This window comes from Desulfobacca acetoxidans DSM 11109 (genome assembly GCF_000195295.1).
Lineage (GTDB): Bacteria > Desulfobacterota > Desulfobaccia > Desulfobaccales > Desulfobaccaceae > Desulfobacca > Desulfobacca acetoxidans.
Genome location: NC_015388.1, coordinates 181,772 through 208,039 on the forward strand (window position 1 = coordinate 181,772; position 26,268 = coordinate 208,039).

The 26,268-nt window shown below is 54.3% G+C and carries 19 protein-coding genes; 15 read left to right on the forward strand and 4 right to left on the reverse strand.

Annotation, left to right across the window (positions count from 1 at the left end; translation table 11 throughout):
* The first annotated feature begins 4 nt into the window (after positions 1-4).
* On the forward strand, positions 5-2,407 hold the full coding sequence (locus tag DESAC_RS00770; RefSeq protein WP_169311477.1) for a ComEC/Rec2 family competence protein: 2,403 nt from the start codon (positions 5-7) through the stop codon (positions 2,405-2,407).
* 19 nt (positions 2,408-2,426) lie between these two features.
* Here DESAC_RS00770 and DESAC_RS15585 read toward each other — a convergent pair whose 3' ends face one another.
* Together DESAC_RS15585 and DESAC_RS00780 are read right to left on the reverse strand one after the other, a co-directional pair.
* Positions 2,427-2,591, reverse strand: coding sequence for an FmdB family zinc ribbon protein (locus tag DESAC_RS15585; RefSeq protein ID WP_013705166.1), 165 nt, complete (start codon positions 2,589-2,591; stop codon positions 2,427-2,429).
* 147 nt (positions 2,592-2,738) lie between these two features.
* Positions 2,739-4,085, reverse strand: coding sequence for a TolC family protein (locus DESAC_RS00780; RefSeq protein ID WP_013705167.1), 1,347 nt, complete (start codon positions 4,083-4,085; stop codon positions 2,739-2,741).
* 671 nt (positions 4,086-4,756) lie between these two features.
* Here DESAC_RS00780 and DESAC_RS00785 point away from each other — a divergent pair.
* From DESAC_RS00785 to DESAC_RS00810, 6 genes are all read left to right on the forward strand, one after another.
* On the forward strand, positions 4,757-5,446 hold the full coding sequence (locus DESAC_RS00785) for a glycosyltransferase family 2 protein (protein ID WP_041283717.1): 690 nt from the start codon (positions 4,757-4,759) through the stop codon (positions 5,444-5,446).
* 13 nt (positions 5,447-5,459) lie between these two features.
* The gene (locus DESAC_RS00790; RefSeq protein ID WP_148231154.1) at positions 5,460-5,954 is read left to right on the forward strand and encodes a hypothetical protein; all 495 of its coding nucleotides are present in this window, start codon (positions 5,460-5,462) and stop codon (positions 5,952-5,954) included.
* The gene (locus DESAC_RS00795; protein ID WP_013705170.1) at positions 5,947-7,356 is read left to right on the forward strand and encodes a glycosyltransferase family protein; all 1,410 of its coding nucleotides are present in this window, start codon (positions 5,947-5,949) and stop codon (positions 7,354-7,356) included. Before DESAC_RS00790 ends, DESAC_RS00795 begins: the two co-directional genes overlap by 8 nt.
* 871 nt (positions 7,357-8,227) lie before the next feature.
* Positions 8,228-9,238 (forward strand): cation diffusion facilitator family transporter, encoded by a 1,011-nt coding sequence (locus DESAC_RS00800; protein WP_013705171.1) that lies wholly within the window; start codon positions 8,228-8,230, stop codon positions 9,236-9,238.
* Positions 9,239-9,268: 30 nt separating this feature from the next.
* On the forward strand, positions 9,269-9,568 hold the full coding sequence (locus DESAC_RS00805) for an AF1514 family protein (protein WP_013705172.1): 300 nt from the start codon (positions 9,269-9,271) through the stop codon (positions 9,566-9,568).
* A 755-nt stretch (positions 9,569-10,323) separates the two neighbouring features.
* Positions 10,324-11,163 (forward strand): choice-of-anchor L family PEP-CTERM protein, encoded by an 840-nt coding sequence (locus tag DESAC_RS00810; protein WP_013705173.1) that lies wholly within the window; start codon positions 10,324-10,326, stop codon positions 11,161-11,163.
* Positions 11,164-11,442: 279 nt separating this feature from the next.
* Here the strand turns inward: DESAC_RS00810 and DESAC_RS00815 are convergent, their stop codons facing one another.
* Complete coding sequence (locus DESAC_RS00815) at positions 11,443-13,227, reverse strand: formate--tetrahydrofolate ligase (RefSeq protein WP_013705174.1); 1,785 nt, start codon at positions 13,225-13,227, stop codon at positions 11,443-11,445.
* 904 nt (positions 13,228-14,131) lie between these two features.
* On the opposite strand from DESAC_RS00815, the gene DESAC_RS00820 reads away from it, so the two are divergent.
* The 6 genes from DESAC_RS00820 (at position 14,132) to DESAC_RS00845 (ending at position 19,577) form a co-directional block, all read left to right on the forward strand.
* Positions 14,132-14,677 (forward strand): 4Fe-4S dicluster domain-containing protein, encoded by a 546-nt coding sequence (locus DESAC_RS00820; protein ID WP_013705175.1) that lies wholly within the window; start codon positions 14,132-14,134, stop codon positions 14,675-14,677.
* A gap of 19 nt (positions 14,678-14,696) precedes the next feature.
* Positions 14,697-16,577 (forward strand): anaerobic carbon-monoxide dehydrogenase catalytic subunit, encoded by a 1,881-nt coding sequence (cooS, locus tag DESAC_RS00825; RefSeq protein ID WP_013705176.1) that lies wholly within the window; start codon positions 14,697-14,699, stop codon positions 16,575-16,577.
* 28 nt (positions 16,578-16,605) lie between these two features.
* The gene (locus DESAC_RS00830; RefSeq protein ID WP_013705177.1) at positions 16,606-17,394 is read left to right on the forward strand and encodes a 2Fe-2S iron-sulfur cluster-binding protein; all 789 of its coding nucleotides are present in this window, start codon (positions 16,606-16,608) and stop codon (positions 17,392-17,394) included.
* A 172-nt stretch (positions 17,395-17,566) separates the two neighbouring features.
* Complete coding sequence (trxA, locus tag DESAC_RS00835; RefSeq protein WP_013705178.1) at positions 17,567-17,890, forward strand: thioredoxin; 324 nt, start codon at positions 17,567-17,569, stop codon at positions 17,888-17,890.
* 24 nt (positions 17,891-17,914) lie between these two features.
* Positions 17,915-18,847 (forward strand): thioredoxin-disulfide reductase, encoded by a 933-nt coding sequence (gene trxB / locus DESAC_RS00840; RefSeq protein ID WP_013705179.1) that lies wholly within the window; start codon positions 17,915-17,917, stop codon positions 18,845-18,847.
* Between the two features lie 4 nt (positions 18,848-18,851).
* Positions 18,852-19,577, forward strand: a complete 726-nt coding sequence (locus tag DESAC_RS00845; RefSeq protein ID WP_013705180.1) for an outer membrane protein assembly factor BamD — start codon at positions 18,852-18,854, stop codon at positions 19,575-19,577.
* Positions 19,578-19,645: 68 nt separating this feature from the next.
* Here the strand turns inward: DESAC_RS00845 and surE are convergent, their stop codons facing one another.
* Entirely contained in the window at positions 19,646-20,413 is a 768-nt protein-coding gene (gene surE, locus DESAC_RS00850) for a 5'/3'-nucleotidase SurE (protein WP_013705181.1), read from the reverse strand.
* Positions 20,414-21,001: 588 nt separating this feature from the next.
* Here surE and DESAC_RS00855 point away from each other — a divergent pair.
* Complete coding sequence (locus DESAC_RS00855) at positions 21,002-23,425, forward strand: exo-beta-N-acetylmuramidase NamZ domain-containing protein (RefSeq protein ID WP_169311478.1); 2,424 nt, start codon at positions 21,002-21,004, stop codon at positions 23,423-23,425.
* A 134-nt stretch (positions 23,426-23,559) separates the two neighbouring features.
* Positions 23,560-26,250 (forward strand): DNA polymerase I, encoded by a 2,691-nt coding sequence (gene polA / locus DESAC_RS00860; RefSeq protein WP_013705183.1) that lies wholly within the window; start codon positions 23,560-23,562, stop codon positions 26,248-26,250.
* Positions 26,251-26,268 lie beyond the last annotated feature (18 nt).

Sequence of the window (26,268 nt, forward strand, 5' to 3'; positions counted from 1 at the left end):
AGGGGTGCTGTGGTCTCGCCCCCTGGCATCCTTAACTCTGGCCCTGACTGCGGGCATCGCCTCTCCGGCGCTTGGTCTAACCCTGCCCAAGGTCTGGACGTCCACTCTAGTTGCCGCCCTGATCCTGCTTCTGGTCATCTGCTGCTGGCGCCGCCTGTCGGTCAGTGGAACAATCGGCCTGGCCTTGTTCTGGCTCCTGGGACAGGGGTTTTATCAGGCCGCCTTGGAACCGGCCCACCCCCCCTGCCACGTCCGTTTCCTGCCACAGAACGTACCACTTACCATTATTGGCATAATGCAAAGTCAACCTGCCAAAGCCATTGAAGGTTATCGGTTAGAATTGAAGGCTTCTTCCTGGTCGGCTGGCGGCGCTTGGCAGCCTGCCGAAGGGAAAATTTTGGTACAGGGTCTGACCGAGGCACCGGCCTTGGTCCCCGGAGCTCGGGTGGCCATGCGCCTCAGGCTCCGACCGGTGGAGGAGCTGTTAAACCCCGGCTCCAGCCGCCGGCGGGTAGCCTTGGCCCGGCAGGGGATTTTTACCAGCGCCAGCCTCTGCAATGATCTGCAGCCGGTTCGACTGGCGAGCCGCGCTTCGGTTTCCTGGTCAGTTTCCTGGCGGGAAGCGGCGCAAGCATATTGCCGAGGATTGCTGGATAAGCAGCCACAACCCGCCAGGGCGGTATATAAAGCTCTGCTCTTGGGAGACCAGAGTGAAATCAGCCGGCCACTGTGGCAGGCCTTGGGCCGCACCGGCACCAGCCACGTTATCTCGGTTTCCGGACTGCACCTCGGGTTAATCAGCGGTTTCTGCTTCTGCCTGATTTTCTGGCTGCTGCGGCGCTCCGCCTGGCTCTTACAGCACCTCAATGCCATCAAGTGGTCGGTGGCATTCTCTATTCCGCCGGTGCTAGTCTATGCCTGGCTGGCCGGATGGTCGGCGGCCACCCAGCGATCCGCCTTAATGATCGTGGCTTTCTTAATTTTACTGTTGTTGGACCGCCACCGTGACCTTTATAGTATCCTGGCCCTGGCCGCCTTCATTATTTTAATGACCTCGCCGCTACAGTTCTATTCCCTCTCCTTTCAACTCTCTTTCCTCTCGGTCTGGGGTCTAATCTATCTCTCCCCCAAGTTGCTGTGGCCATGGCAGAAGTTGATTGTGAACCGAGAGGAGCCGCCAACTATCATCAAAAAAATCATCTTGTGGAGTGGACGGGCTTTGTCAACCTCGGTAGCGGCAACCCTTGCGACTCTGCCGATTGTTGTTGCCTCTTTCCATCAGGCGCCAACCTATGGTATCGTGATCAACCTCCTGGCGATTCCTCTGATCGGAGGAGTAGTCCTACCGCTCGGTTTTATTGCTCTCCTGACATCTTTTTTACCGCTTCCTTGCGCTGCGGGGATGCTGTGGTTGGGACGGTTCTTCCTGGAGACAACCCTAAGGGCGATTGAGTGGGCCTCCTCCTGGCCCGGAGTGGTACTGCCCCTGCCTTCGCCTACGCCTTGGCAGACCGCGGCCTATTTCCTGACGTTGATCAGTCTGTTGGGACTTAAGCAGCAGCCTTGGCGATGGATCGGGACCTCCCTGGGAGTCTTGCTACTGACCGGCTCCTTGATTTGGACCAGCCTGTCAGATCTCAGGAAGCCCCACCTGGAAATTACGGCGTTGGACACTTACCGGGAAATAGCGGTGGCGGCAACCCTGCCGGGCGCGGTAGTGCTGGTAATTAATGCCGGGGAACCGGGCTTTCGGGATTATCCGGCCCGCTTTAATGCAGCGCTGCTTTCTTATCTCCACTGGCGCCAGATCAGGACAGTGGATTGCCTGGCGGCTCTGACGGTGACCAAAGAGAACGCTGGCACCTTGTTAGCGGTAGCCAAGGACTTCCAGGTGAAACAATTCTGGTATGGGGGTGGCCGTCCCCTTATCCCGGATTTTTGGAAGCTGAAAAATAGATTGGGAGATGATCGGCGAGAGGTGCAAAACCTCTCTTTAAGACCTATGACTCTTGATATTGGTGGGGCTCAGGTTCAGACTAGTCAGCTTCGAGAGGACAACCAGATGCGACCGAATGGACCGGTATTGCTGCGTTTAGCATACCAGGGACACAACATCCTGGTGGCCCCGCCGCTGACCACTCAATGGCGGCAGCAATGCCCCTTGTCATGGTTGGTGGGAACGGATGTCTGGATTCTTCCCGGCTCTGAATTGCACCACGATTTTTGGCAAGACGGCCTGCTCCTCCTCCGTCCGAAGATCGTGGTGGCAACCGGACCGGAAACTGCGACTGCAGGTTTGGCGTCTTCTGGAATGCCCGGGGTACACACATATGTTACCCGCCAAGGGGCGGTTACTCTTAGGATCGACTCTCAGGGGGTGAGGGTCGAGCAGTGGCGCCCGCAATAGCGGGTAAAGTGGGGCAGAACTAACTTTTCCGGGAGGTTTTGGTAATGCACGCGCTTAATAGTTGGGTGACGTCATCGGCACCGCAGTAAGGACAGACGATTTTGGCGGTTTCCCGTTCTCTGATGCTCATAATGAGGGAGAATGCTTTACCGCATTTCTCACAGCGATACTCGTAGGTCGGCATAATCTTCCTCCTTCACCCGATGCATGATAAGCCGATATTGTTTTAAAATGTATCGTCACCCTTAAATATAAATATTTATCGCCAGCCTGACAAGGGCCAAAAAGCCAGTAGGTTATTTTCTGAGCTGATAACGTGTGCGATAAGACGCTACTTCGGCTCCTGGGTTGGATTGCCGGGTTGGGGAGGCAGTTCGTTAATTCTGCCGAGGGCTCGAAGCATCTGGGCCTTTTGCACCTGGTGATCATAGACGGCGTTATTATAATTGACTCGGGTCTGGGTAAGCAGAGTCTGGGCATCAATGACTTCGGTGGCAGTGCCAACCTGTTCTTTGTAGCGTTCCTCGTTTAAACGCAGATTTTCCTCACCCTGTTTGACCGCTCCTTTGGTGACAGCAATACGTTCCGCAGTCTCCTTGAGCCCCAGATAGGCGTTTTGCACTTCGAGTTTTACCTGCTCGCCAAGATCATTTTTTTGCACAATTAACTGATTCAGGCGCTCCTGGGCCTGAGCTACCTGGGCCTTGGTGTCAAAACCGGAGAAAATATTCCAGTTCAAGCCCAGAATGGCATACCATTGGGTATCGTGGAGAGAGAATTTATTCTGCTGGTAATACTGCCCGGCAGCGGCGTAAAACCGGGGAAAATGTCCGGACCGGGCTTCGGTAATGCCCTTTTCCCCCTGTTGCACCCGGCGGTCGGCGGCCTTCAGGTCACTGCGATTTTGCAGGGCCAACTGGGTGGCATCCTCCAGATTTACTCCCGGAACGGTAATGCCTGTCTCCTCTTTCAGGACGAGAGGGTTGTGAATGGGCAGACCGAGGAGCTTATTGAGCGATGATTGCGTGTTAATTATGGCATTCTTAGCAATAATCAGTTTCTGTCGGGCATCGGCCAGGGCTACCTCAGCCTGCAAGACATCGTTATGGGTCACGATGCCGAATTCATAGAGGTCCTTGGCAATCTTAAGGTGATTACTCAACTGCACGACCTCTTGCTCGGCAATGATCTTTAATTTTTCGGTGCGCAGGACCTGAAAGTACATCTGCGCCACCAGGAAGAAGATGTCGTCTCTGGTGGTCTCGGTATCCAGGCGGGCGGCCTCCTTGCCCAAAACCGCTTTTTTATACCGCGATGGGGTGGCGCTGAAATCAAACAGCGTCTGTTCCGCCACGATATTGCTTTCCCAATAATTCCGATTTAAAAAGTAAAAAGGTTGGCTGCCCTGAAAGGTATATTTCCGTTGCATGTCATATTTCTGTTGGAAGGCGTCGGCTTTGATCTTTGGCAAAAAACCGGAGCGGGCGCGGACGCGCTCCTGTTCGGCAATCAGCTCCTGCAGACGGCTTAACTTGAGGTTGGCATTTTCCTTCCAGGCCAATTGAAAGGCCTCCCCTAAAGTCAAGGGTTGGCCGCTGGCTGAAGAGCCATCGGCGCTCAGGGAAGCAGATGCGGTTATCAGACAACACAATATAAAAAAGATAAACAGGCGTCTCATGAAAATCCCTTGCAATCACGGAAAAAAAGCTGAAAATCTCAGAAATACTGTAATTAGCCGATTGGCTGTATGATATAAGTCCACATGTTCTCAAGAACACAACGAAGCATAAAAACAGAGGCGTAAAGGCGTAGTGGCGTAGTGGGCATTGCCCACCCTACAAATACATTCTGTTTTTATATAAGTCCACATGTTCTCAAGAACACAACGAAGCATAAAAACAGAATCGTGGCGGCTGCTCACAATAATTTTTTTGCTGCTCACGGCTCACGGCTCACTGTTTTTATACAAGGTGGTTTGTTTCCGATTACAGGAACATGGCAAAATCCAAAGATAGTTTTTTCATGCTTTCGGGTGATTGTAAGTCATGAAAACTTGAATGAAATAAAGAGATCAGGAGTCAGGCAACCTCGTTGGCATACCTCCTCTTCATACCTGCCTCAAACATTCAGACCATCATCGGTTTCGGGCAGGGTGATCCTATTTGTCATCGGGAGGCTGCGCTTATGGACTTATGAGTCATTACCATAGCGTAAATCTGGCTGTCAAGAGGAAATCCTTAATACGCTTGACAGACACGGTAAGATAATCGAAATTTACCGGTTGATGAAACGTTTCAGGGATCTCGTTGCCCGAAACGAACACTGAATATGAAAGGTTTTGATTTAACAATGAAATTAAGCATCGTTATTCCGGTCTATAATGAAAAAGCAACATTGGCAGAGATCGTCCGCCGGGTTCAGGCTACCCCCTATGAGAAGGAACTGATTATCGTGGACGATGCCTCCACCGACGGGTCGCGCGACATCTTACAGCAACTGGCTGTGGAGGCCGATAACATCCGGGCCTTTTACCATGACCGCAACCAGGGCAAGGGGGCGGCTCTGCGCACCGGTTTCAGTAAGGTTTCGGGAGATATTGTCATCATTCAGGATGCAGATCTAGAATATAACCCGATCGATTACCCGGAACTTCTGGCACCGATAGAAAAGGGACTGGCGGATGTGGTCTTCGGCAGTCGCCTGATCGGCGCTGCCCCCCACCGGGTCCTGTTCTTCTGGCATTATGTGGGCAACAAGGTAGTAACGACTATATCCAACATGATGACCAACCTCAATCTAACCGATATGGAAACCTGCTACAAGGTCTTTAAAGCTGAAATTATCAATGATATCAAGATAAGATCGGAAAGATTCGGGGTGGAGCCCGAGTTGACGGCCAAGATTGCCCGCAAACGCTGCCGGGTCTACGAAGTGCCCATCTCCTACGACGGCCGGGATTACAGCGAAGGTAAAAAGATCACCTGGCGAGATGGGATTGCGGCCCTATATTATATCATCCGTTTCCGATTCTGGGATTGAGGTGGCCGGCGCTGTGGCCTGGAAAAGGATATCGCTGTTTACCATCATCGTCTGGCTCTGGATCGGCCAATTGGGGTGGCTGGCCTGGCATTTCGCCCCGGAAGTAGCTGATCTAGCGGGTCGGTTGGCTACAGGTCGGGTAGGTGAGGCCATTCGGCAGGAGGACAATTCTTACCGGTGGTTCCAGGAACTGAAAAAAATCATACCACCTGAGGGGGCATATGGTTTTGTTGACTGCTATGAGGCCGGGATAGATATTCAGGCCCGTTATCATCTCTATCCTCGGCGGCTCGTACGCCTCAAACCCACCGTTACACCTTCCTTCCTGTATGAGCGGCTGCACTGGGCACAGGCCAATTTCCTCATCCTGCGGGAATGCAATCCGTCTCCATACTGGCGGTTCTTATCCAACCCCAAAGAGCCGGTTTTCCAACCTCTGCCGCAGTCCGGTGCCACGGCGGCGTTTACCGTAGACGCCCGGAGATTAATCGGCGGTTTTTATGACTGAAACTATGAGGCTAGTTTTAGGTACGGTGATCGGACTCAGCTCTCTGGAGATCGCCGGCTACACCCTGTTGGTATGGCTCCTGCCGCCCCGTTCTCTTTTTAATTCCCTGGAACGCCTCAGCCTGGCCTTTGGCTTGGGATGTTTGGGTCTCACCTGGTGGATGCTGTTGCTCTCCCTCATTCAGGTGCCTTTTTCCGTCGGTAAGATTGCCGGACCCTGGCTGGTACTGGCGGTACCGGCAGTCTATTGCGCCTGGCGCCGGGGCTGGGTCCAAGATGATTGTCGGGGTCTATATGTTTTAGGAAAGAACATCCTGACGTTGGGGCGGGGGGCGAATTTCTCGCGGTTTGAACAGGTTGGGTTGCTTCTCCTCATCGGCGTTCTGGCCTTCGGTTTCCTGCGGGCTACCCTCTATCCGCTGTGGGAGTGGGATGCCCTGTCGACCTGGGGACTGAAGGCCAAGGCCTTTTATCTGGGCCAAAAGATAGAGCTGACCAGGTTCGAAGCGCATAACTACTATCCTAATCTCGTTCCACTCCTGATGGCCTATCTCTATTACTGGTTCGGCGGCGTCTCGGATTATGTGGTCAGGGCGGTTTTCCCGTGTTGGGGAGGCGCTATTTTTCTGTTGTTTTATAGTTTACTGCGGCGCTTGGAGGTCCGACGGTCGATGGCTTTAGGAGCCACGGCTTTCTTGGCGCTTAATGGGGCAACCCTGGTAACGCACCTCTTTCTTGCCTACGCCGATCTGGCACTGACCTATTACCATCTGGCGGTGGCAGGACTGCTCTATCTCTGGCTCCAGGATCAATTGCCAGCCGGCGGTCTCGGGCTGATTATCTGTATGAGCGGTGGCCTGTCCTGGTGCAAATACGAGGGCTGGCCCCTAATGTTGATCATTCTCCTGGCCGCTGGCCTCACCCTCCTCTGGCTGCGGCCGCCACAATGGCCCAGGAAAATGTTCAGCCTGGCTCTCATGGGACTGGGAGGCTGGCTTTTTACTCTCCCCTGGAACTGGTTTATCGCTCGGCACGGTATGACGGCAGGGGTGGATCATCTGGGCGGCTTCTACCCGCAGCAGCTATTTCAGGGCACCTGGCAATTGATCAAGGCCCTCATCTGGATTCCTTATTTCGGCCTCCTCTGGCCGACTATCTGTGCAAGTTTCGTCTTATCGGGTTGGGGGATAGGGCGCACACCCACACTGTTTTTGGCGCTCCTGAGCGCTGGCAATCTGGCCGCCGTCGCTCTGGGCTATGCCCTGGCCCCCACCTCGCCGGCGGAATTTCCCCTTTATGTGCGGGCAACGATTGATCGCCTGCTTTTGCACTTCACCCCGGCCTGTGGCCTGATCTTTGCGGCCGCCCTAAAAAACAAAGACGGCACCAGTAGTCCTCAGTGAAAAAATCACCTTAGAGCATGAAGGAAGCATCCGGGCAGGGACGCAGGTTTCCCCTACCTCTCTCGGACGCCGGGTTTGATTTAATCTTGTATAAAAACAGTGAGCCGTGAGCCGTGAGCCGTAAGCCGTGAGCAGCAAAAACATTATTGTGAGCAGCCGCCACGATTCTGTTTTCATGCTTCGTTGTGTTCGGCAGAACATGTGAACTTATATAAAAACAGTGAGCCGTGAGCCGTGAGCCGTGAGCAGCAAAAACATTATTGTGAGCAGCCGCCACGATTCTGTTTTTATGCTTCGTTGTGTTCGGCAGAACATGTGAACTTATATAAAAACAGGTAAGAGGTAAGGGGTAAAAGGTAAAGGCAATCCGCTGAAAATCGACTGTTTTTATGCTTCGTTGTGATTTTTCGACATGAAAACTTGTAAAAATTGGTATAATAGAAAAAGAAAAACATATGAAGGGAATTATATCGTCTTAATTCATAACCTTGGAGGCTCTGGCAAAACTCTTGTGATGGCGTTATGGTCATTCTGAGCGTAGGGAAGAACTTAATGTTTTATAGGCTTAGGATTTTTCACGCCGTTCAGGATGACAAAGTAAGCTGTTTTATTAAAAGATCAATGGGAAGTCGATTATGAAAACAGTAAGCGTCATTCCTGAAGGTCGTCGGGTTGCTCGATCGGTGTTTGCCGCTATGCAGGAAACGGCAGGGATGGCATCATTTGTTCCAGCTTCGTTTCGACTCTGACGGGCACTGACCTGAGGAGTAGGAAAAGCCAAAGCGTTATGCCTAAAACAGTGCTACCAGATCTGGCGACCTGGCTTCCCCATACCGAGGCCTGCCCTCCCCCATCCCACTAGGCAAATGCCATGTCACGGTTTGCTCAATCCCCCCAGAGAGTTCGCCTCATAGCCATCAGCGCTTCCTTTCTGATTGGGTCGCTGCTGATGCTCACCAAGTTTTTTGCCTATTGGCTGACGCAATCGGCGGCAATTCTCTCTGACGCCCTCGAGTCTATCATCAACGTTGCGGCCAGCGCCTTTGCCCTGGTGGCTGTAGTCCTGGCAGCCAAACCGCCTGATCCGACTCACCCTTACGGACATGGCAAGATTGAATATCTCTCGGTAGGATTCGAAGGGGCGCTGATTTTCCTGGCGGCCATCGGCATCTTCTTTAAAGCCGCCGATCAGCTTTTGACTCCGGATGTCCTGCCAAACCTCGGGTCCGGCTTGTGGCTGACGGTAGCGGCCACCCTGATTAACCTGAGTTTGGGAGTGGTTTTAGTTTATGTCGGTAAACGGACTCAATCCATAACCCTGATGGCCGATGGCAAGCATGTCCTGACCGATGTTTATACCTCCGGAGGAGTAATCCTGGGGCTTTTTTTGGTTTGGTTTACCGGTCGTCTCTGGATCGACGGCGCTACCGCCGGCTTGGTCGGTATCAACGTCATCTTCACCGGCTGGAAATTGGTACGCCATGCCTTCGCTGGGCTCATGGATGCGTCCGACGCCGAACTCCTGGATGAAATCACTAAGCTGCTGAGACAACACCGCAAGAGCGTCTGGATCGATATCCATCAACTGCGGGCCCGGCGTGCCGGGACGCGGATTTACGCCGATCTTCATCTTATTTTACCGAGGGATTTTAGTTTACAGGAGAGCTACCAGGAAGTAAAAGAGATGGAGAAGATCTTTGCCGCACATTATCAGGGCCAGGCAGAAATCCATGTTCACGTCGATCCGTGCGATGACAGCGAGTGTCCAGTTTGCGGCTACGATCCTTGTACCATGAGGCAGGCCCGTACAGTCCAGCAACGGCTCTGGCGCCGCGACGTGGTAACTGATCGGAGAGAAGAAAATTCACCGGAGACACCATAAAAAATAATACTCGAAATGGAGACAGCTTAGATGACAGAATGCCTGCCACTGAACCGGGAGATGCTACCCGAACCGGTTGACGTCATCATTTTAGGCTCAGATCTGGATCGGGATCAGGCGATCGCAGTTGCCGAGGCCAAGGCCCGGGAACTGGCCTCGGAGGTAATGCTGCTGGCCTGGTTCGATAGAAAAACCGGAAATTTCTCCCCCCGGCTGACGTGTTGTTTCGACGACAAACCTTCCTGGTTGGCATATGCCCTGTCGCGAGGGGCAGACCTGTTCATTGATATTAACCAAGAGGAATACGTCTTCGCCTATAAGAAATTGTAAGGTCCTCCACCTGACTGTCAGCCCCCGATAACCCTGCCGCCGCCAAGGAACAGAGGTTAAGCGGTTCTAACCATCTCAAACTGATTTTCATGACCGGTAAATCACCCGCAAACCGTGGAAATCACCTGCCAGCAGCACAGGTTTTCTAACCGGGGCCGAAGCTCCTCTTGACACAGACCTGGAGGTCTGCGCTACCAATTTTGAGGTGCTCCTCTTGGGTTTGACCCTTCGGGGCTACGACGTCTTCGGCTGGATACCACTAACCCTTCCAGAATGTCTGCGACCACCCTTCCCTCTTATACTACTTCATTGCCCGCGTAAAAAATATTATCTATTTGTCCAATTATCTAAACAGATTAAACATATTGATATTATTAACATATATTATCATATTCCATATATTGTTCATCAATTGAAACAGAGTACCCGCGGTCGAGCGAAGGTATTAATATTATTATCAATAAGTTGTATGAACGGCATAATGTTTGCATTTCTTTCATAGGGAAAAAGTTAAAAATATTTTTAATGGTATGTGTGCCGAAATATGAACAAGAAAAGAGGGGGCCAGATGCCCTTCTCAGGTCACCCCATAGGCATAAAAGAGTTGAGATTCCGGTTGATAGAAACCGTCAAGTCTGTGGTCTGAACCTACCAAGCACAATATTGCCGAGGGGAGGTGAATGGTAAAGTCTGCCAACCCTGATAGCAGATTTTTTTGAAAGAAATAACATCCGAAAAGCAAAGGAGGGAAAAAGATGCGCTTAAAATGTACCATAGCAACACTGGTGGGATTTTTCTTAATAATTTTCGGCTTCGTCGGCGGCGCCCAGGCCTTGGTGGTCAATCCAACCGGTGACGCCGAGACATTGGCGTCCAATCTCATCGGGGCGGGCATAACCCTGGTGCCGGGCAGCGCCACGTATACCGGCGCCGCCAATGCTTCCGGACTCTTCAGCGGTGGAGCGGCCTCGGGGCTGGACTTCGATAAGGGGGTGCTCTTGACCAGCGGCGATGCCGTAGGCGCCGTCGGGCCTAACAATGCTACCAACTATTCAGGGGACAATGGTCTGCCCGGATATGGTCCGCTGTCAGATCTGTCCGGTTACACTACCTATGACGCTACTATCCTGTCTTTTAAATTTGAAACCGTCTCTGGCGACCTGTATTTCAGGTATGTCTTTGCCTCGGAAGAATACAACGAGTGGGTAGGCTCTCAATATAATGATGTCTTCGCTTTTTTTGTGGACGGGGTGAACGTTGCCCTGGTCCCGGGGACGAACGATCCGGTAACCATCAATACCATCAACAACGGTGCCAACTCCGGCTATTACATCGATAATGAATCGGGAACCTATAATATCCAGTACGATGGCTTTACCACGAACCTGGTAGCCAAGGCCCTGGGCCTTGGCACCGGGCAGCACGAAATCGTCTTGGCCATAGCCGATGCCAGCGACTCTGATTTAGATAGTGGCGTGTTCATTCAGGGCTCCGGTTTCTCACCTGAGCCGCCGCAGCCGATCCCGGCTCCGGCGACGCTGCTGCTCTTGGGTACCGGCCTGTGCCTCATGGGCCTCAGGAGAAGGTTACATTAGGTTGATAGTTATTATTAACATGTCTGTTCGCCAAAGGGCCGGGTTTCCCGGCCCTAAGCATTTGGGGTACTAGCGTACCTTATCATTTCCTTTCTTCCCAGGCGTGCGGGGATAGACCGGGGGGCTGGAAGTCCTAACCGAGGTATCAACCAGCAGCATTTCCGGACTCAGTCTTACGGCAAAGAAAAATCGGCTCCCCGGAAATTCCAGGGAGCCGCAGGTGATGTTTAACACCTTCTCTCAGACTTTTAGCAGGGCCTGGAGAAGAAGCTGCTGAATTTAGAACAGGCCGGTAACCTTACCGGTTTTGACGTCGACGTCGACGCGGCGGTAGGCCGGGTCGGAACCGGTGCCGGGCATCAGAGAAATTGCACCGCAGACCGGGCAGATGAACTTGGCGCCGCCGTAAATGAGGAAGTCACGGACGGGCAGCCGCCAACCCTTGGGGGTGCCTTTGACGGTAGGATCATGCGTGAGAGACAGGTGGGTCTTCACCATCATGGTGGCGTAATCGTTATACTTGGGATCGGCCTCAAAGCGTTTGGCCTTGGCTACGGCTTCGGGGGCGAAATCCACGCCATCAGCGCCGTACACTTCCTTGGCGATCAGTTCAACGCGCTGCCGCAGCGGCAGTTCATTGGGATACAAGAACTTGAATTTCGGGGTGTCTTTGCAGGCATCGATGACTGCATCGGCAAATTCGAGAGCGCCTTCGCCGCCATACTGCCAATGCCGGGACACGGCCACCCGAGCGCCTTCGGCCTCGCAGGCCCGACGAATTACGGCGTGTTCCTCGTCGGAGTCGAAATGGAAGGAGTTGATGCACACCACCGGGTTAATACCGGCTTTTTTGATGGTGCGGACGTGGTGCACGGCATTTTCCACACCCTCTTCCAACCACTTCAAGGTCTCTTTCGAGGCTTCGAAGTACTCTTTGGGAACGGGTTTACCCGGCGGGCACGGCAGGGCGCCAGCTTTGACACCGTGGTGCTTCAGACCCCGGACGGTGGCGGTAAGAACCGAGACGTTGGGGATAAGACCGCTGAACCGGCACTTGACGTTCCAGAACTTCTCAAAGCCGATGTCAGCACCGAAACCGGACTCGGTGATATGGTAATCAAACAGCTTCAGACCGATCTGGTCGGCGACGATAGAGGACTGGCCGACGGCGATGTTGGCGAAGGGACCGGCGTGTACGAAGCAGGGCTGTTTTTCTACGGTCTGCATCAGGGTCGGGTTGATGGAAGGCAGCATCCAGGCGGTCATGGCATTGCCCACTTCCAGGTCCCGGGTGGTGATGGGGTTGCCAGCCCGGTCATAGCAGACCACGACGTTGTTCAGCCGTTCTTTGAGGTCCGCCAGAGAGGTGAACACCGACAGAATGGCCATGACTTCCGAGGAAACGGCGATACCGAACTTGGAATCCATCAGGAAGCCATCCATCTTGCCGCCCCGGCCGATGGTGATATTGCGCAGAGCCTGGGCGCAATAGTCCATAATCCAGCCCATTTCGAAGTTTTTCGGATTGATGTCCAGACGCTTCAGGTTCCGCTTGGCCAACTGTTCATTGCTATAGTTAAATTCGTGCTGCAACCGGGAGGTGGCGGCAACCATGGCCAGGTTGTGGGCGTTCATGATGTTGTTGATGTCGCCGGTGAGGCCCAGAGAGAACTCGGTCATGGGAATCAGGAGCGAGATGCCGCCGCCGGCCGCAGTGCCCTTGACGTTCATAGTGGGGCCGCCGGAAGGTTGACGAATGCAGCCGCCGACATTGACGCCACGTTTGCCCAGACCTTCGATGAGACCCATGGAGGTGGTGGATTTGCCTTCCCCCAGAGGAGTGGGGGTAATGGCGGTAACTTCGATGTATTTGCCATCAGGTTTGCTTTTCAAACGCTCCAGGCACTTCATGTAGTCGACGCGGCCGATCTTCTGACCATAGGGAATGCGCTCTTCTTTGGGAATTTCCAGCTTATCGCACATCTCGTCAAAGGGAATCATCTCCGCTTCGGCGATCTCGGCAATCTGCCAGTCCTTCTGTTTTACCGGATCGTACTTCGCCATAATCTTCCTCCTCAGTGTATGTTGTTATTCTTTATTTTGTAGCTATCGACTCCTCTTAAAAGGGCTTTTTTCCTGGTCCGAGCCTTCACTATTTTTTTCACATTGCCTCCCTCTTATAAAGGGAAAAATGCGTTTTGTCAACTGTTTTTTTCTCCATATTCCATTTGCCATGCTTATTATAAGGGTCGGATGGACTCCTAACTAATTATGAACATATGCTATGCTATGTGAAGAACTTAGCAAATAATCCCGCCAGAAAATAATTCTCCTGACAGGGGGCGGTTTTCTATTTGACCGTCCGGCGACCAAGGACTCCAATTATTTGCAGGAGCTGGTAAGAGCGTTCCCCGGCTGGGGTTTGGGAACGAAAGGGGTGTTTCTGTGAAAATAATCCGGCACCAATTGAAATGTTACGATTAAAAAAATTGTTTAAACTCATCTGCAACTTATATATGTGACATTTTTAGCAATAGTAATCTTATCGGCTAGGGTTGCCCCGTCACCCGGAAAATTTCTATTTGACAGCCCGACTTAGATGGTTAAAGATATGATGGTAGTACGAATGGTAGCCTCAGGCTATTGAGGTCGAGAATTGACCTAATCCTGCGCCTCATCCTTAACCTAAAAAACCTGGATCTAGGGGGAAGCAAATATCATGGAGAAGCATGATCAGTCCTGTGACCAGAGATCAACTCAAACTCCACTAAGGTTCTTATCTTAATCTCCGAATAAATTTAAAGGAATCTTTGAAATTCTCAATCGCCCTTCCCTTTAAGGCTGGGGGGAATTGGAGTTTCCCGAGAGATACCGGCAGCCATCCCCCTGTGACGGGTAAGACCTGGCAGTCAAGGGCACCTCGACCAGAAGCGCCATTTTCCGGCTGCCAGGCAAGGAGGATTCTATCATGGAGCAATTTGAAGGTCCGTTTCTGTTGGTCGATCCCCAGCGCTGTATGGGTTGCCATACCTGCGAGCTGGCCTGTGCCGCAGCGCATACCCGGGCCGGTAGCATTATCGGGGCAGTCCTGGCTCGGGAACGGCTTCACCGCCGCAATCGGGTGGTTCAGGTCGATGGGGTGAAGCTGCCGGTGCAATGCCGCCAATGTCAGGATGCTCCCTGTGTGCGGGTCTGTCCCACCGGCGCCACCTATCGGACCGAAACATATACTGCGGTCGACCAGGCCCGCTGTATTGGTTGTCGCCTATGCATGATGGTCTGTCCCTTCGGGGCTATCCATGTTGCCACCACTACAGTCGCCGGGCAGGAGAGAAGGGCTGCCTTCAAGTGCGATCTCTGCGTCAATCGTCTGGGTGGCCCGGCCTGTGTGGCGGCCTGTCCCACCCAAGCCCTTAGCCTGCGCTATCCCCAACAGGAAGCTGATCGGGCCAGCCAGGCCGCAGCCAGGCAATTTCTAAGGTCTCTCGCGAGTCAGCCGCAACTGGGCAGCTAAACCGAGGAGGAAGATTAACATGGCATATAGCGACAAAATCTTGAAAAAAAGTATCGACCCTACTGTGCACCAGATGCTGGCACGGGCGCAAGAACTGGGTTTGGAGACCGCCTGGGACCGTTATGAGGCTATGTTGCCGGAATGCGGTTTTGGGGAGCTCGGAGTTTGTTGCCGCAATTGCAACATGGGACCGTGCCGCATCAGCCCTTTCGAGGATGCCGGACCCAAGCGAGGGGTTTGCGGTGCGACCGCCGACATCATAGTGGCCCGTAATCTGATCCGCATGATCGCCGCGGGCGCCGCCGCCCATTCCGATCATGGCCGCGATCTGGCCCATACCCTGCTCATGACCGCAGAGGGCAAAGGCGGCGGCTATGAGATCAGAGACGAGCAAAAACTTCAGACCCTGGCCGCGGAATATAATATTTCCACTGAGGGTCGGAGCAAAGAGGAGATTGCCCTGGATTTAGCCGGGGCGGTTTATGCCGAATTCGGCAAACAGGAAGGTCCGATTCGATTCAGCCGCCGGGCCCCCCGGAAACGGGTCGACTTATGGCAAAAATTGGGGATTGATCCGCGCGGCGTAGACCGCGAAATCGTTGAAATCATGCACCGTACCCATATCGGGGTGGACAATGATCCGGTTAATCTGATCCTGCAAGGTCTGCGGGCCTCCATCGCCGATGGCTGGGGTGGTTCGATGATAGCCACCGAGATCTCGGATGTGCTGTTTGGCACTCCCAAACCCACCCGCTCTCTGGCCAACCTGGGGGTTCTCAAAGCTGACGAAGTGAATATCATTGTTCATGGCCACGAACCGACCCTGTCGGAGATGATTGTCGCCGCCTCCCGGGATGCGGAATTGCTGGCCCTGGCCGCCAAACTCGGAGCTAAAGGAATCAACGTGGTCGGACTGTGCTGTACCGGCAACGAGGTGCTGATGCGGCACGGGATCCCCATCGCCGGTAATTTTCTGCAACAGGAATTGGCGGTGATCACCGGAGCCGTGGAGGCCATTATCGTCGATGTACAATGTATTATGCCAGCCCTGGGAAACCTGACCGGCTGTTTCCATACCAAGTTTATTTCCACCTCTCCCAAAGCCAAGTTTCCTGGAGCCATTCACATCGAATTTCATGAAGATCAGGCTTATGACATCGCTAAAGAGATCGTCCGCGGCGCGGTGGAAAATTATCGCTGGCGCAAACCTGGCCAGGTAGTGATTCCGGACGAAAAGGTAGAATGTCTGGTCGGCTTCAGCACCGAGGCCATCTTGGCGGCCTTGGGTGGCAGCCTGGAGCCGCTCTTAGAGCAGATCAAGTCGGGAGCCATCAAAGGCCTTGCCGGAGTTGTGGGCTGCAACAATCCCAAAGTCCAACACGATTTCGGCCATGTCAACCTGGTTAAAGAACTCATCAGAAACAATGTTCTGGTAGTGACTACCGGCTGCAATGCTATCGCCTGCGCCAAAGTCGGCCTGATGCTGCCGGAGGCTGCGGCCCAGGCCGGGGACGGACTTAAGGTCGTATGCCAGAGTTTGGGAATTCCTCCCGTTTTGCATATGGGTTCCTGTGTGGACATCAGCCGCATCCTGACTGTGTGCGCCGCGGTGGCCAGTGCCTTGGGGGTGGATATCAGTGATCTGCCGGTCGCCGGCGCGGCCCCGGAATGGATGAGTGAAAAGGCCGTGAGCATCGGTTCCTATGTGGTGTCATCGGGGATTTTTACGGTCTTGGGCACCGTACCGCCGGTCCTGGGCAGCACCGCGGTGACCGAATTGCTGACTACCGGCGCTAAAGAGGCGATTGGCGCCACCTTTGCGGTGGAACCGGATCCTTTCCAGGCTGCCCAATTGATGATCAGCCATATCGAGGATAAACGAGCGGCTTTGGGCCTTTAAGAAGCTGAGTGATTAACATCTAAGGGCGATGATCAATCTGACTGTGAATGGACGGCCGGTAACCGTCCCGGAGGGCACTCGAGTATTGCAGGCCGTGCGCGCCGCGGGCGTAGCCCTGCCTACCCTCTGTTATCATGAGGGGCTGGCGCCCTACGGAGCCTGTCGGCTTTGCATGGTGACCCTAACCAGCCCGCCGCCTTCGAAATTGATTGCCGCCTGTGTCTATCCCGCGGCGGCAGGGATGATAGTGAACACTGAAACCCCAGAGGCGGTAGGGTCCCGGCGGCTGGTGCTGGAACTTCTCCTCGGCCGCTGTCCGCAATCGGGAGTGATTAAGAATCTGGCTGCTGCTATGGGAGTGAAAGAGTCCCGTTTTCAGGTCTCTCGAACTGAGGGGGATATGGATCTCTGTGTGCTGTGTGGCCTCTGCGTGCGGGTCTGCCAGGAGGCCATTGGCGCCAGTGCCATCAGTTTTGTCGGACGGGGTGGTAATCGTCGGGTTAGCACCCCTTTTGAGATGCACAGCGAGGCTTGCATCGGCTGTGGGGCTTGCGCCGAGATTTGCCCGACCGGGGCCATCCGGATGGAGGATAAGGGGCCCTGGCGGATTCTCTACACCTGGCATACCCGGGTGGAACTGCAGCCTTGCCCGCAATGCGGTCGGTTCTTTGTTCCCCAAGAAATGGCCTTTCTTCCCGAGCAGTGTCCGGAAATTGAATCATTGTGGCGCCTCTGTCCGGCGTGTCGGCAGCAACGGGCCGCCCGCCAGTGGATGCAACTGCTACCACTTGACCGGCCTGGGACACGGGGTGATTAATCATTACTCTGTTATTCCTTGATCTATTCTCTCGGGTAGCTGAAATATTACATCGGGAAAAAGCCATTGACAAACCAGCTATTTCAAGGTTAGATAATAAAATCTTTCTTGATCGGTCGGGAAAGGTATCTTTAATTCCCAAGAGCAATCCGGTTTCTAAGGAGGGGGGGCAATGGCAGATTTGTTGCAAGTCACTGATACAAATTTCGAAGAGGAGATTCTCAAGTCCGAAATGCCAGCGTTGGTGGATTTTTGGGCGGCCTGGTGCGGTCCTTGCCGCGCCATCGCCCCCATCGTGGAGGAACTGGCGAAAGATTATGATGGCCGGGTCAAAGTCGCGAAAATGAACGTGGATGAGAATTCGAAGACCCCGGTAAAATATGGTATTCGAGCCATCCCCACTCTGATCCTGTTTAAGAGCGGGGCTGTGGTGGATCAGATCACCGGCGCCGTTTCCAAAACCCAGATCGACAACGCTATCAAAAAAATGCTCTAAGCTATTCTGACAATAATACACCTTATGTCTGCATACGATTACGACGTCATTATTATCGGCGGCGGGCCGGCGGGTCTTACGGCCGGCCTTTATGCCGGTCGGGGACGCTTTAAGACCCTGCTCGTGGAAAAACTAATCACCGGCGGTCAGGTCATGACTACGGAATTCGTGGAGAATTATCCGGGTTTTCCCAACGGCGTCGCCGGCTATGAACTATCGCAGCAGATGCGGGAACAGGCCGAGCGCTTTGGGGCTGAGATCCGGAACGGCGAGGTCACCGGACTCAAACCCGGCAATCCCCACCATACTGTAATGCTGGAAAACGGGGAGGAGGTAGTCGGTCGCGCCATCATTATCGCCAGCGGCGCCCAACCTCGGCGTCTGGGGGCGCCCGGAGAAGCCGAATACATGGGCAAAGGCGTCGGCTACTGCGCCACCTGCGACGGCGCCCTCTACCGGGACGAAACCATTGCAGTGATCGGCGGCGGCGACACCGCCCTGCAGGACGCGGTCTTTCTCACCCGCTTCGCCGCCAAAGTACACCTCTTTCACCGGCGGGACCAGTTCCGGGGGGCAAAACTCTACCAGGAAAAGGTTTTCGCCAACGACAAGATCGAAGTCCACTGGAATACCGTAGTACAAGAAATTTTTGGCGATAAAAACGTCACCGGCATCAAGGTGCAGGATGTGAAGACCGGGACTGTATCTACCCTACCGGTTACCGGCGTCTTTGTCTTTGTGGGCATTCAACCCTTTACCGGCTGGCTGGGGCGTGGTCTCCTGGATATGGATGCCTTTGGCTTTATCCGCACCGATGAGGATATGGCGACATCCATTCCTGGCATCTTCGCCGCCGGGGACGTTCGGGTCAAGCTGTTGCGGCAGATCAGTACTGCCGTGGGCGATGGTGCCGTAGCCGCCTTTGCCGCCGAAAAATATCTGGAGGAACATCCGTAGACTTATGCAGCGTTATGCTTTTCTTAGCACCTGCGTTATCACCGCTATGCTCTTCAGTCTAACAGCCGGATGCGGTTGGTTTAGCAAAAAGAAACCGGAGCAACCGCCGGAAACGTTAGTTCAGGAAGGGATGAAGAAGCTCAGAAAAGGTAAGTATGAGGATGCGGTGGATGCCTTTGAAAAACTAAAAGACCGCTACCCCTACAGCGACGAGGCCCTTCTCGCCTCCCTGAAGGTGGCGGATGCCAAATACTACAACAAAAAATATGACGAGGCCCTGCTGGACTACAAAGAATTCGAAAAACTGCACCCCACCAACCAGATCATCCCCTATGTCATCTATCAGCAGGGTATGTGCTACTACCGGCAGCGTTCCACCATTGACCGCGACCCGACATATACGGTCAAGGCCGTCCAGGAATACCGGCGCCTCAAAGAGCGCTATCCGCAGTACGAAAAGATCTCCAAGGCCGAAGACTACATGGACAAGTGTCTGAACGAGTTGGCTGATCATGAGTACTATGTCGGGGAATTTTATTTTAAGAACAAACACTATCAGGCCGCCCTGGAGCGCTTCGCCATTATTGAACAAGAATACCCCGACTACCTCAAGATGCCCCGGGTCAAACAGTACATGGCTCGCTGTGAAGATATCCTGGCCAATCCGGTAAAAGCCGAGCCGCCCATGCTGCTCAAACCATTCAGCTACCTCTTTGACGCCAATTGGTAAGAAGTTAGGGGGGCAGGGAGAGGGGGTAGGCTGAGAGGGTCTTAGGTAAGGCGTGCTCTGCCCCAATGTTACATCAGCTCCTCCAGCCATTTGTTGCCGTTCAATTCCTTCAGGGTGTCGTAATCTGTCAAATCATGGTGTATCGGCGTCAGCGAAATGTAACCCTCATGCACCGCCCAATAATCCGTTCCCGGTTCTAATTCCCGGTGGTTGTTGAGTCCAGCCAGCCAGAAATAAATATTTTCCCGAGGGTCGATCCGCCTTTCATACTTTTCCATCAGCACCCCTTTTTCCTGTCGGGTGAGGAGTACCCCCTTGATCTGATTTTCCGGTAAATCCGGGATATTAACGTTCAGGCAGACCCCTGTCGGCAGGTTGAGATGCGGCAGTTGCGGCGCCAGCCGGGCGGCAAAACTGGCTGCGGCGGTAAAATCAGGTTCTCTATAGGTGCATAACGATACCGCCATAGACCTGAGTCCCATAATTGCCGCCTCGGTGGCGGCAGAGACGGTACCGGAATAAAGGACATTGATGCCCACGTTCGCCCCGAGGTTGATGCCGGAGACTACTATATCCGGTTTCTCCGGCAGCACCTCGGCCACGGCAATTTTGACGCAGTCGGCCGGGGTGCCTAAAACCGACCAGCCGAAAAATGAACCGTTTTTATTGACTTTCTTGACCCGCAAAGGGTTGAGCAGACTGATGGCGTGTCCCACGGCGCTCTGCTCGCTCTCCGGAGCCACCACTTCTACCCGATGCTCCCGCCGTAGGGACTGATACAAGGCCCACAATCCCGGGGCGTGGATGCCATCGTCGTTGGTCAACAGGATATACAAATAAAATCCTCCTTAATATACCATGAGGTAACGAGTCAATTCTAGATTAACTCCAGCCATGGCCTCAAGTCTATTCAAAATCTCTCGTTCCGGCAAAGGATTTTTCCCGTTGGAGAAATTCTCACATTCATAAAATCAGGGTCTTATTGTTTGCATTTCTAACGTCTGATTAATTATTATAATAAGTTTATTTGGTTAAAAATCACAACGAAGCATAAAAACAGAACCGTGGCGGCTGCTTACAATAATGCTTTTTCCGCCCACTGTTTTTATATAAATTTTTTCTCAGCGACCATGTTAAACAAAGCGGCGGCCATGGGCCGCCCTATCCCATTATCGATAATTTATGGGCAATTTACTCATAGGGCGGGCCGCGCCCGCCGTTTTTAAGAGCACTGTTTCCATATAAATTTTGCACCACCCCCTGGTGATGAACGGAAACCATAAACCCGACCCCCCTGGACATTGCCTGTCCCGTCCTTTGCCCGTTGCACAGAGGGTTATAAAAAGCATATTATTGAAGCACAGCAGGTGATTTTAGCAATGCAAAGGTTCTGATCCTTCCAGCAATCGGCCAGTGTGATGCTCATGAGAATATATCGAAAAATCTTTCCATATATCAGCTCCATTATCTTCTTTGCCCTCCTGGTCTGCTGTTCCGGGTGTAAAAGCGCCCCTCCCGTTCCGCCCGGCGTCCGGCCGACGCCGCCGGTGGAGGCGCCGTCCCCCGAGATTGCCGTCGAGCCCTTACCAGGGCTTCTGGTACGAGAGGATCGGTGCCTGGACAATCTGGACGCCGTCGGCCGCCAGGCGATTGCCACCGGTGCGACTCCGGGGGCCGTCATCCTGGTGGGCTACCGGGGGGTGGTAGCGTATCGCCGGGCCTTCGGACATCGCACTCTCGTTCCCCACATGACGCCTATGACCCCGGGGGTCATCTTTGATCTGGCCTCTCTGACCAAGGTGGTGGCTACCACTACGGCCATCATGCAATTGGCGGATCAGGGCCGCCTCTACCTGAATGCCCCGGCGGCGCGTTATTGGCCGCAGTTTGCAGCTCAGGGCAAGGGACCGATTACTATCCGGCAACTATTGACCCATACTTCCGGACTGCGGGCCGACGTCAATCCACGCCTCTCCTGGTCGGGCTATGACGGGGCACTGGCCGCCATTGCTGCTGATACGCCGGTCAACCATCCCGGGACGGCTTATCACTATAGCGATGCCAACTTCATTGTTTTAGGAGAAATTGTCCGCCGGGTTTCGGGTCTATCCCTGGACGGGTATTGTACCCAAAAGATCTTTCGCCCCCTGGGTCTGCACCATACCTTTTTCCGCCCCCGCCGCGATCAGGCGGCCCTTATCGCTCCTACCGACCTGCGCTGGGGTGAGGTGCATGATCCGACGGCCTATCGCATGGGCGGGGTCGCCGGTCATGCCGGACTCTTCTCTACTGCCGATGATCTGGCGGTCTTCGCTCAAATGCTCCTGAGCGGCGGCGAGTATAAGGGCCGGCGCCTGCTGAGCCGGACGGCAGTGGCCGCCATGATCACCCCCCAGGTTGTGCCAGGCAACGCTTCCCGCCGGGGTCTGGGTTGGGACATGCGCTCACCCTTCAGCAGAGCTTTTACGGCCTCATTTCCTTCCGGCTCCTTTGGACACACCGGATTTACCGGAACCTCCATCTGGATCGATCCTGACTCAAAGACCTTCTTGATCATTCTTACCAACCGTCTGCACCCGAACGGCCGCGGTCAGGTGAAAACCTTGCGGACCAATGCAGCTGCGGCGGTGGCGGCGGCACTGCGGCTGGGCCGGCCAGCCGCCAGCTATGGGAGCAAAGGCGCTAGTACCATGACCGGTCGGGGACAGAGCGACTTTCCAGACCGGGTTCGGACCGGCATTGAGGTTCTGGCCTCGCAAGGATTTGCTCCCCTGGTCGGCAAAACCATCGGACTGATAACCAACCACACCGGCGTGGACGGTACCGGACGTCCGACGCGCCTGCTGTTGCATCAGGCCCCCGGCGTCAGGCTCCGGGTCATCTTCAGCCCGGAGCATGGCCTGGGCGGCGACCTGGATGCCAAGGTCTCTTCCGGCCAGGACCCGGCCACCGGTCTTCCGGTCCGTAGCCTCTACGGTGAGGTCAAACGGCCCACGCCCGGAATGCTCCAAGGATTGGACGCCCTGGTCTACGACGTCCAGGATGTGGGCGTCCGTTTCTATACCTATATTACCACACTGGCCTACTGCATGGAGGCGGCGGCGGCCCTGGATCTCGACTTTTATATCCTGGACCGGCCTAACCCGATCACGGCGGCTGTTGTTCAAGGGCCGGTGCTGGCACCCGGTTTGAGGTCGTTTGTCGGCTATCATCCCTTGCCGATACGTTATGGCCTGACGGTGGGAGAGCTGGCCCGGCTCTTCAACCGGGAAAATAAGCTCGGGGTCAAGCTGCACGTGGTGCCGATGGCCAATTATGGGCGGCAGATGTGGTATGACCAGACAGGTCTTCCCTGGGTCAACCCCTCTCCTAACCTTAGGTCCTTAACCCAGGCCATTCTCTACCCCGGGGTGGCATTGGTAGAGTCGGCCAATGTCAGCGTAGGGCGGGGAACTGACACCCCCTTTGAGATTATCGGTGCTCCATGGATTAATGGAGCTAGGCTAACCCGGTATCTCGGTGGCCGCCAGATTGCCGGAGTTGCCTTTGAGCCGACGGAATTTATTCCCCGAACCAACCGCTGTCGGGGGCAGCGGTGTGAAGGTATCCGCCTACGCCTGACGGACCGGGATACCTTGGACAGCCCACTTTTAGGGATAGAATTAGCTGCGGCCTTACACCGGCTGTATCCAGCTCGGTTTCAGCTTGACCGCAACCTGGGCATGATCGGTTCCCAGAATGTATTGGCGGCCATAAAAAACGGCGTCGATCCGGTCGAGATTCGTCGGGGGTGGCAACATGATCTGGATAACTTTATCTGTCAGCGGAAAAGGTATCTGTTATACTAAAATCGCCGCTAGTAGATACGGCGGCACATCGCAGCCCACGGGCTGCAGCCGAAACAGTGGGCGGCGAGCAGAAAATGCATTATTATGAGCAGCTGCCACGGTGCGGTTTTCATACTTCGTGGTGATTTTTAAACATGGTGACTTGCATTGAACAATGTGAGGGTCAGGGTGAGAAGGTGCATAAGACAATTCTTCTGATTGACATCAGTTCTTATCTCTACCGGGCCTTCCATGCCATCCGGAGTCTGGCAACGTCGCAAGGTTTTCCTACCAATGCTATTTACGGCGTCACCAACATGCTTCTCAAGGTTCTGCGGGAGCGTCAGCCCAGCTATCTGGCGCTGGTCTTCGACGCCAAAGGCCCTACGTTTCGACACCGACGCTATCCTGCCTATAAAGCGCACCGGCCAGGTATGCCGGAGGACCTGGTTAAGCAGCTCGGCTATATCCGTCAGATTATTACCGCCTTGAACCTGCCGGCTTTAGAGATGGAGGGGTATGAGGCCGACGACCTTATTGCCGCTCTGGCAAGGCAAGCTCGGGCCGCCGGTCTGCGGGTGGAGATCATCTCCGGAGATAAAGACCTCCTGCCGCTGGCGCAGGAAGGCGTTACGATCTGGGACCCGATGAAAGACGTGTATTTCACGCCTCAGGTTATACAAGAGAAGTTCGGTCTACCGCCTGCCGCCCTAGTGGACCTGCGCGCCTTGACCGGCGATCCCAGCGACAATATTCCGGGGGCGCCAGGGATCGGCCCGAAGACGGCTTTGAAACTCATCGGCCACTTTCACAGTTTGGACAACCTGTTTGCCCACCTGGATGAGGTCAAAGAAAAGAAGCTCCAGAACCGTCTGCGGGATTATCAGGAGCAAGTCCGCCTGAGCCGAGACTTGCTGCGCCTGGAGGACCAAGCTCCGGTAGCGTTTGACCCCGACCGCTTACAGCCAGGTCCTCCGGACCGAGCCGCCCTGCGGCGGTTGTTCGCCGAACTGGAGTTCAGTAAACTGGCCAAAGAGATCAGCCTTGATAACCATACTGAAGATTTTGTCCTTTTAGATACCCGGGAAGCGCTGTTAGAGGCCGTGGCGTCGATTCGAGCCGTTGGCCGGCTGGCGCTTTTTTGTCACAGCACCTCCCAACACCCTATGCTCGCTCAACTGAAGGGACTGGGCCTGTCCTGGGAGGAGAACCAAGGCGCTTACCTGCCTTTTCAGCATCGATTAACTGAAAAAGATATCTGGGAAATCCTGGAGCCCTTATGGTCTGATCCTGGCATCGCCAAAATCAGCCCCGACCTGAAGACTGCCATGATCTGGGGGGAGCGCTATGGCCATCCCCTCGTTGGCAGCGTTAGTGATATCTTATTGGCTTCATATCTCTTGAATCCGGTGCGTTTTGACCAGACCATCGAAAATGTCGCTCTGCTGGACTTAGGTCTAAATCTCTTAAGCCCGCGTGAGCTGGCCGGAAGACCACTGGCAGCATCCGATCTGCCCCTGGAGCTGGCCATCGGTTACGCCGCCGGGCGGGGCCAGGCGGCCTTCCGTCTTTGGCCCCGATTGCACCAACAACTACAGCAGGAAAAACTCCTCAGGTTATATGAAGATCTGGAATTACCGGTCTTGCGAGTGCTGGCCGCTATGGAAACCCGCGGCATCCGGGTTGACCTGGACTTTCTGCAGAGATTCGGCCGTGAGGTGGAAAAAGAGCTTGCCTCCCTGGAAGAAGAAATCCACGAGATGGCTGGCGAACCGTTTCTGATTCAATCGCCCCCGCAACTGGCGGCCATCCTTTTTGACCGCTTACAACTACCTACCCAAAAAAAGACCAAAGGGCGCACGGCTTATTCCACCGACAACGAGGTGCTGACCGCCCTGGCCGACTACCATCCGATAGCGGCCAAGGTAATCGCCTACCGCACCCTGGGTAAACTTAAGGCTACTTATGTAGACGGGCTGTGCAAACAGGTACATCCGGCTAGCGGTCGGATACATACCACCTTCGTGCAGTCGGTTGCAGCCACCGGGCGGCTTTCCAGCCGCGATCCCAATCTACAGAATATCCCGGTCCGGGGTGAGCTCGGGGCCCAACTGAGACAGGCCTTTCTACCGTCTTCGGGATACATTTTTATCAGTGGGGATTACTCCCAGATAGAACTCAGGCTACTGGCGCATTTTTCTGCAGACCCGGTCTTGCTGCAGGCCTTTCAGGAAGGGGAGGATGTCCATCGTCAGACTGCGGCCGAAGTCTTCGGGTTGCACCCCGAACTGGTGAGCCGGGAGATGCGGCGGCAGGCCAAGGTTATCAACTTCGGCATTATCTATGGCATGAGCGCCTTCGGACTGGCCAAACAGTTAAACGTCAGCCAACGCCTGGCCCAAGATTTTATCAACCGCTATTTTGCCAGACATACCGGGGTGAAGCGATATTTTGATCAGGCCCTGGATACCGCCCGGCAGAAAGGTTGGGTGACCACCCTGCTGGGACGCCGCCGACCTATTCCTCATCTGCACAGCAGCAATCGCAATCTCCGGCAAGAGGCGGAGCGCAGCGCCCTCAACACCCCTCTGCAGGGTTCGGCGGCCGATCTGATCAAGAAGGCAATGCTGGCCGTCGAGGCGGCTCTGGTGCATGAAGGATTGTCAGGCCGACTGTTATTACAGATTCACGATGAACTTTTATTAGAGGCGCCATACCAGGAACAGGCCGCCACCGTTGATTGCCTGCGGCGTGCCATGGAAGGGGTGGCGCAACTGCGAACGCCCTTAGTAGTTGATATTCAGACCGGAGAAAACTGGGGCGAAATGAAATATTGGTCAAACTAAAAACTAACAGAAAGGTTT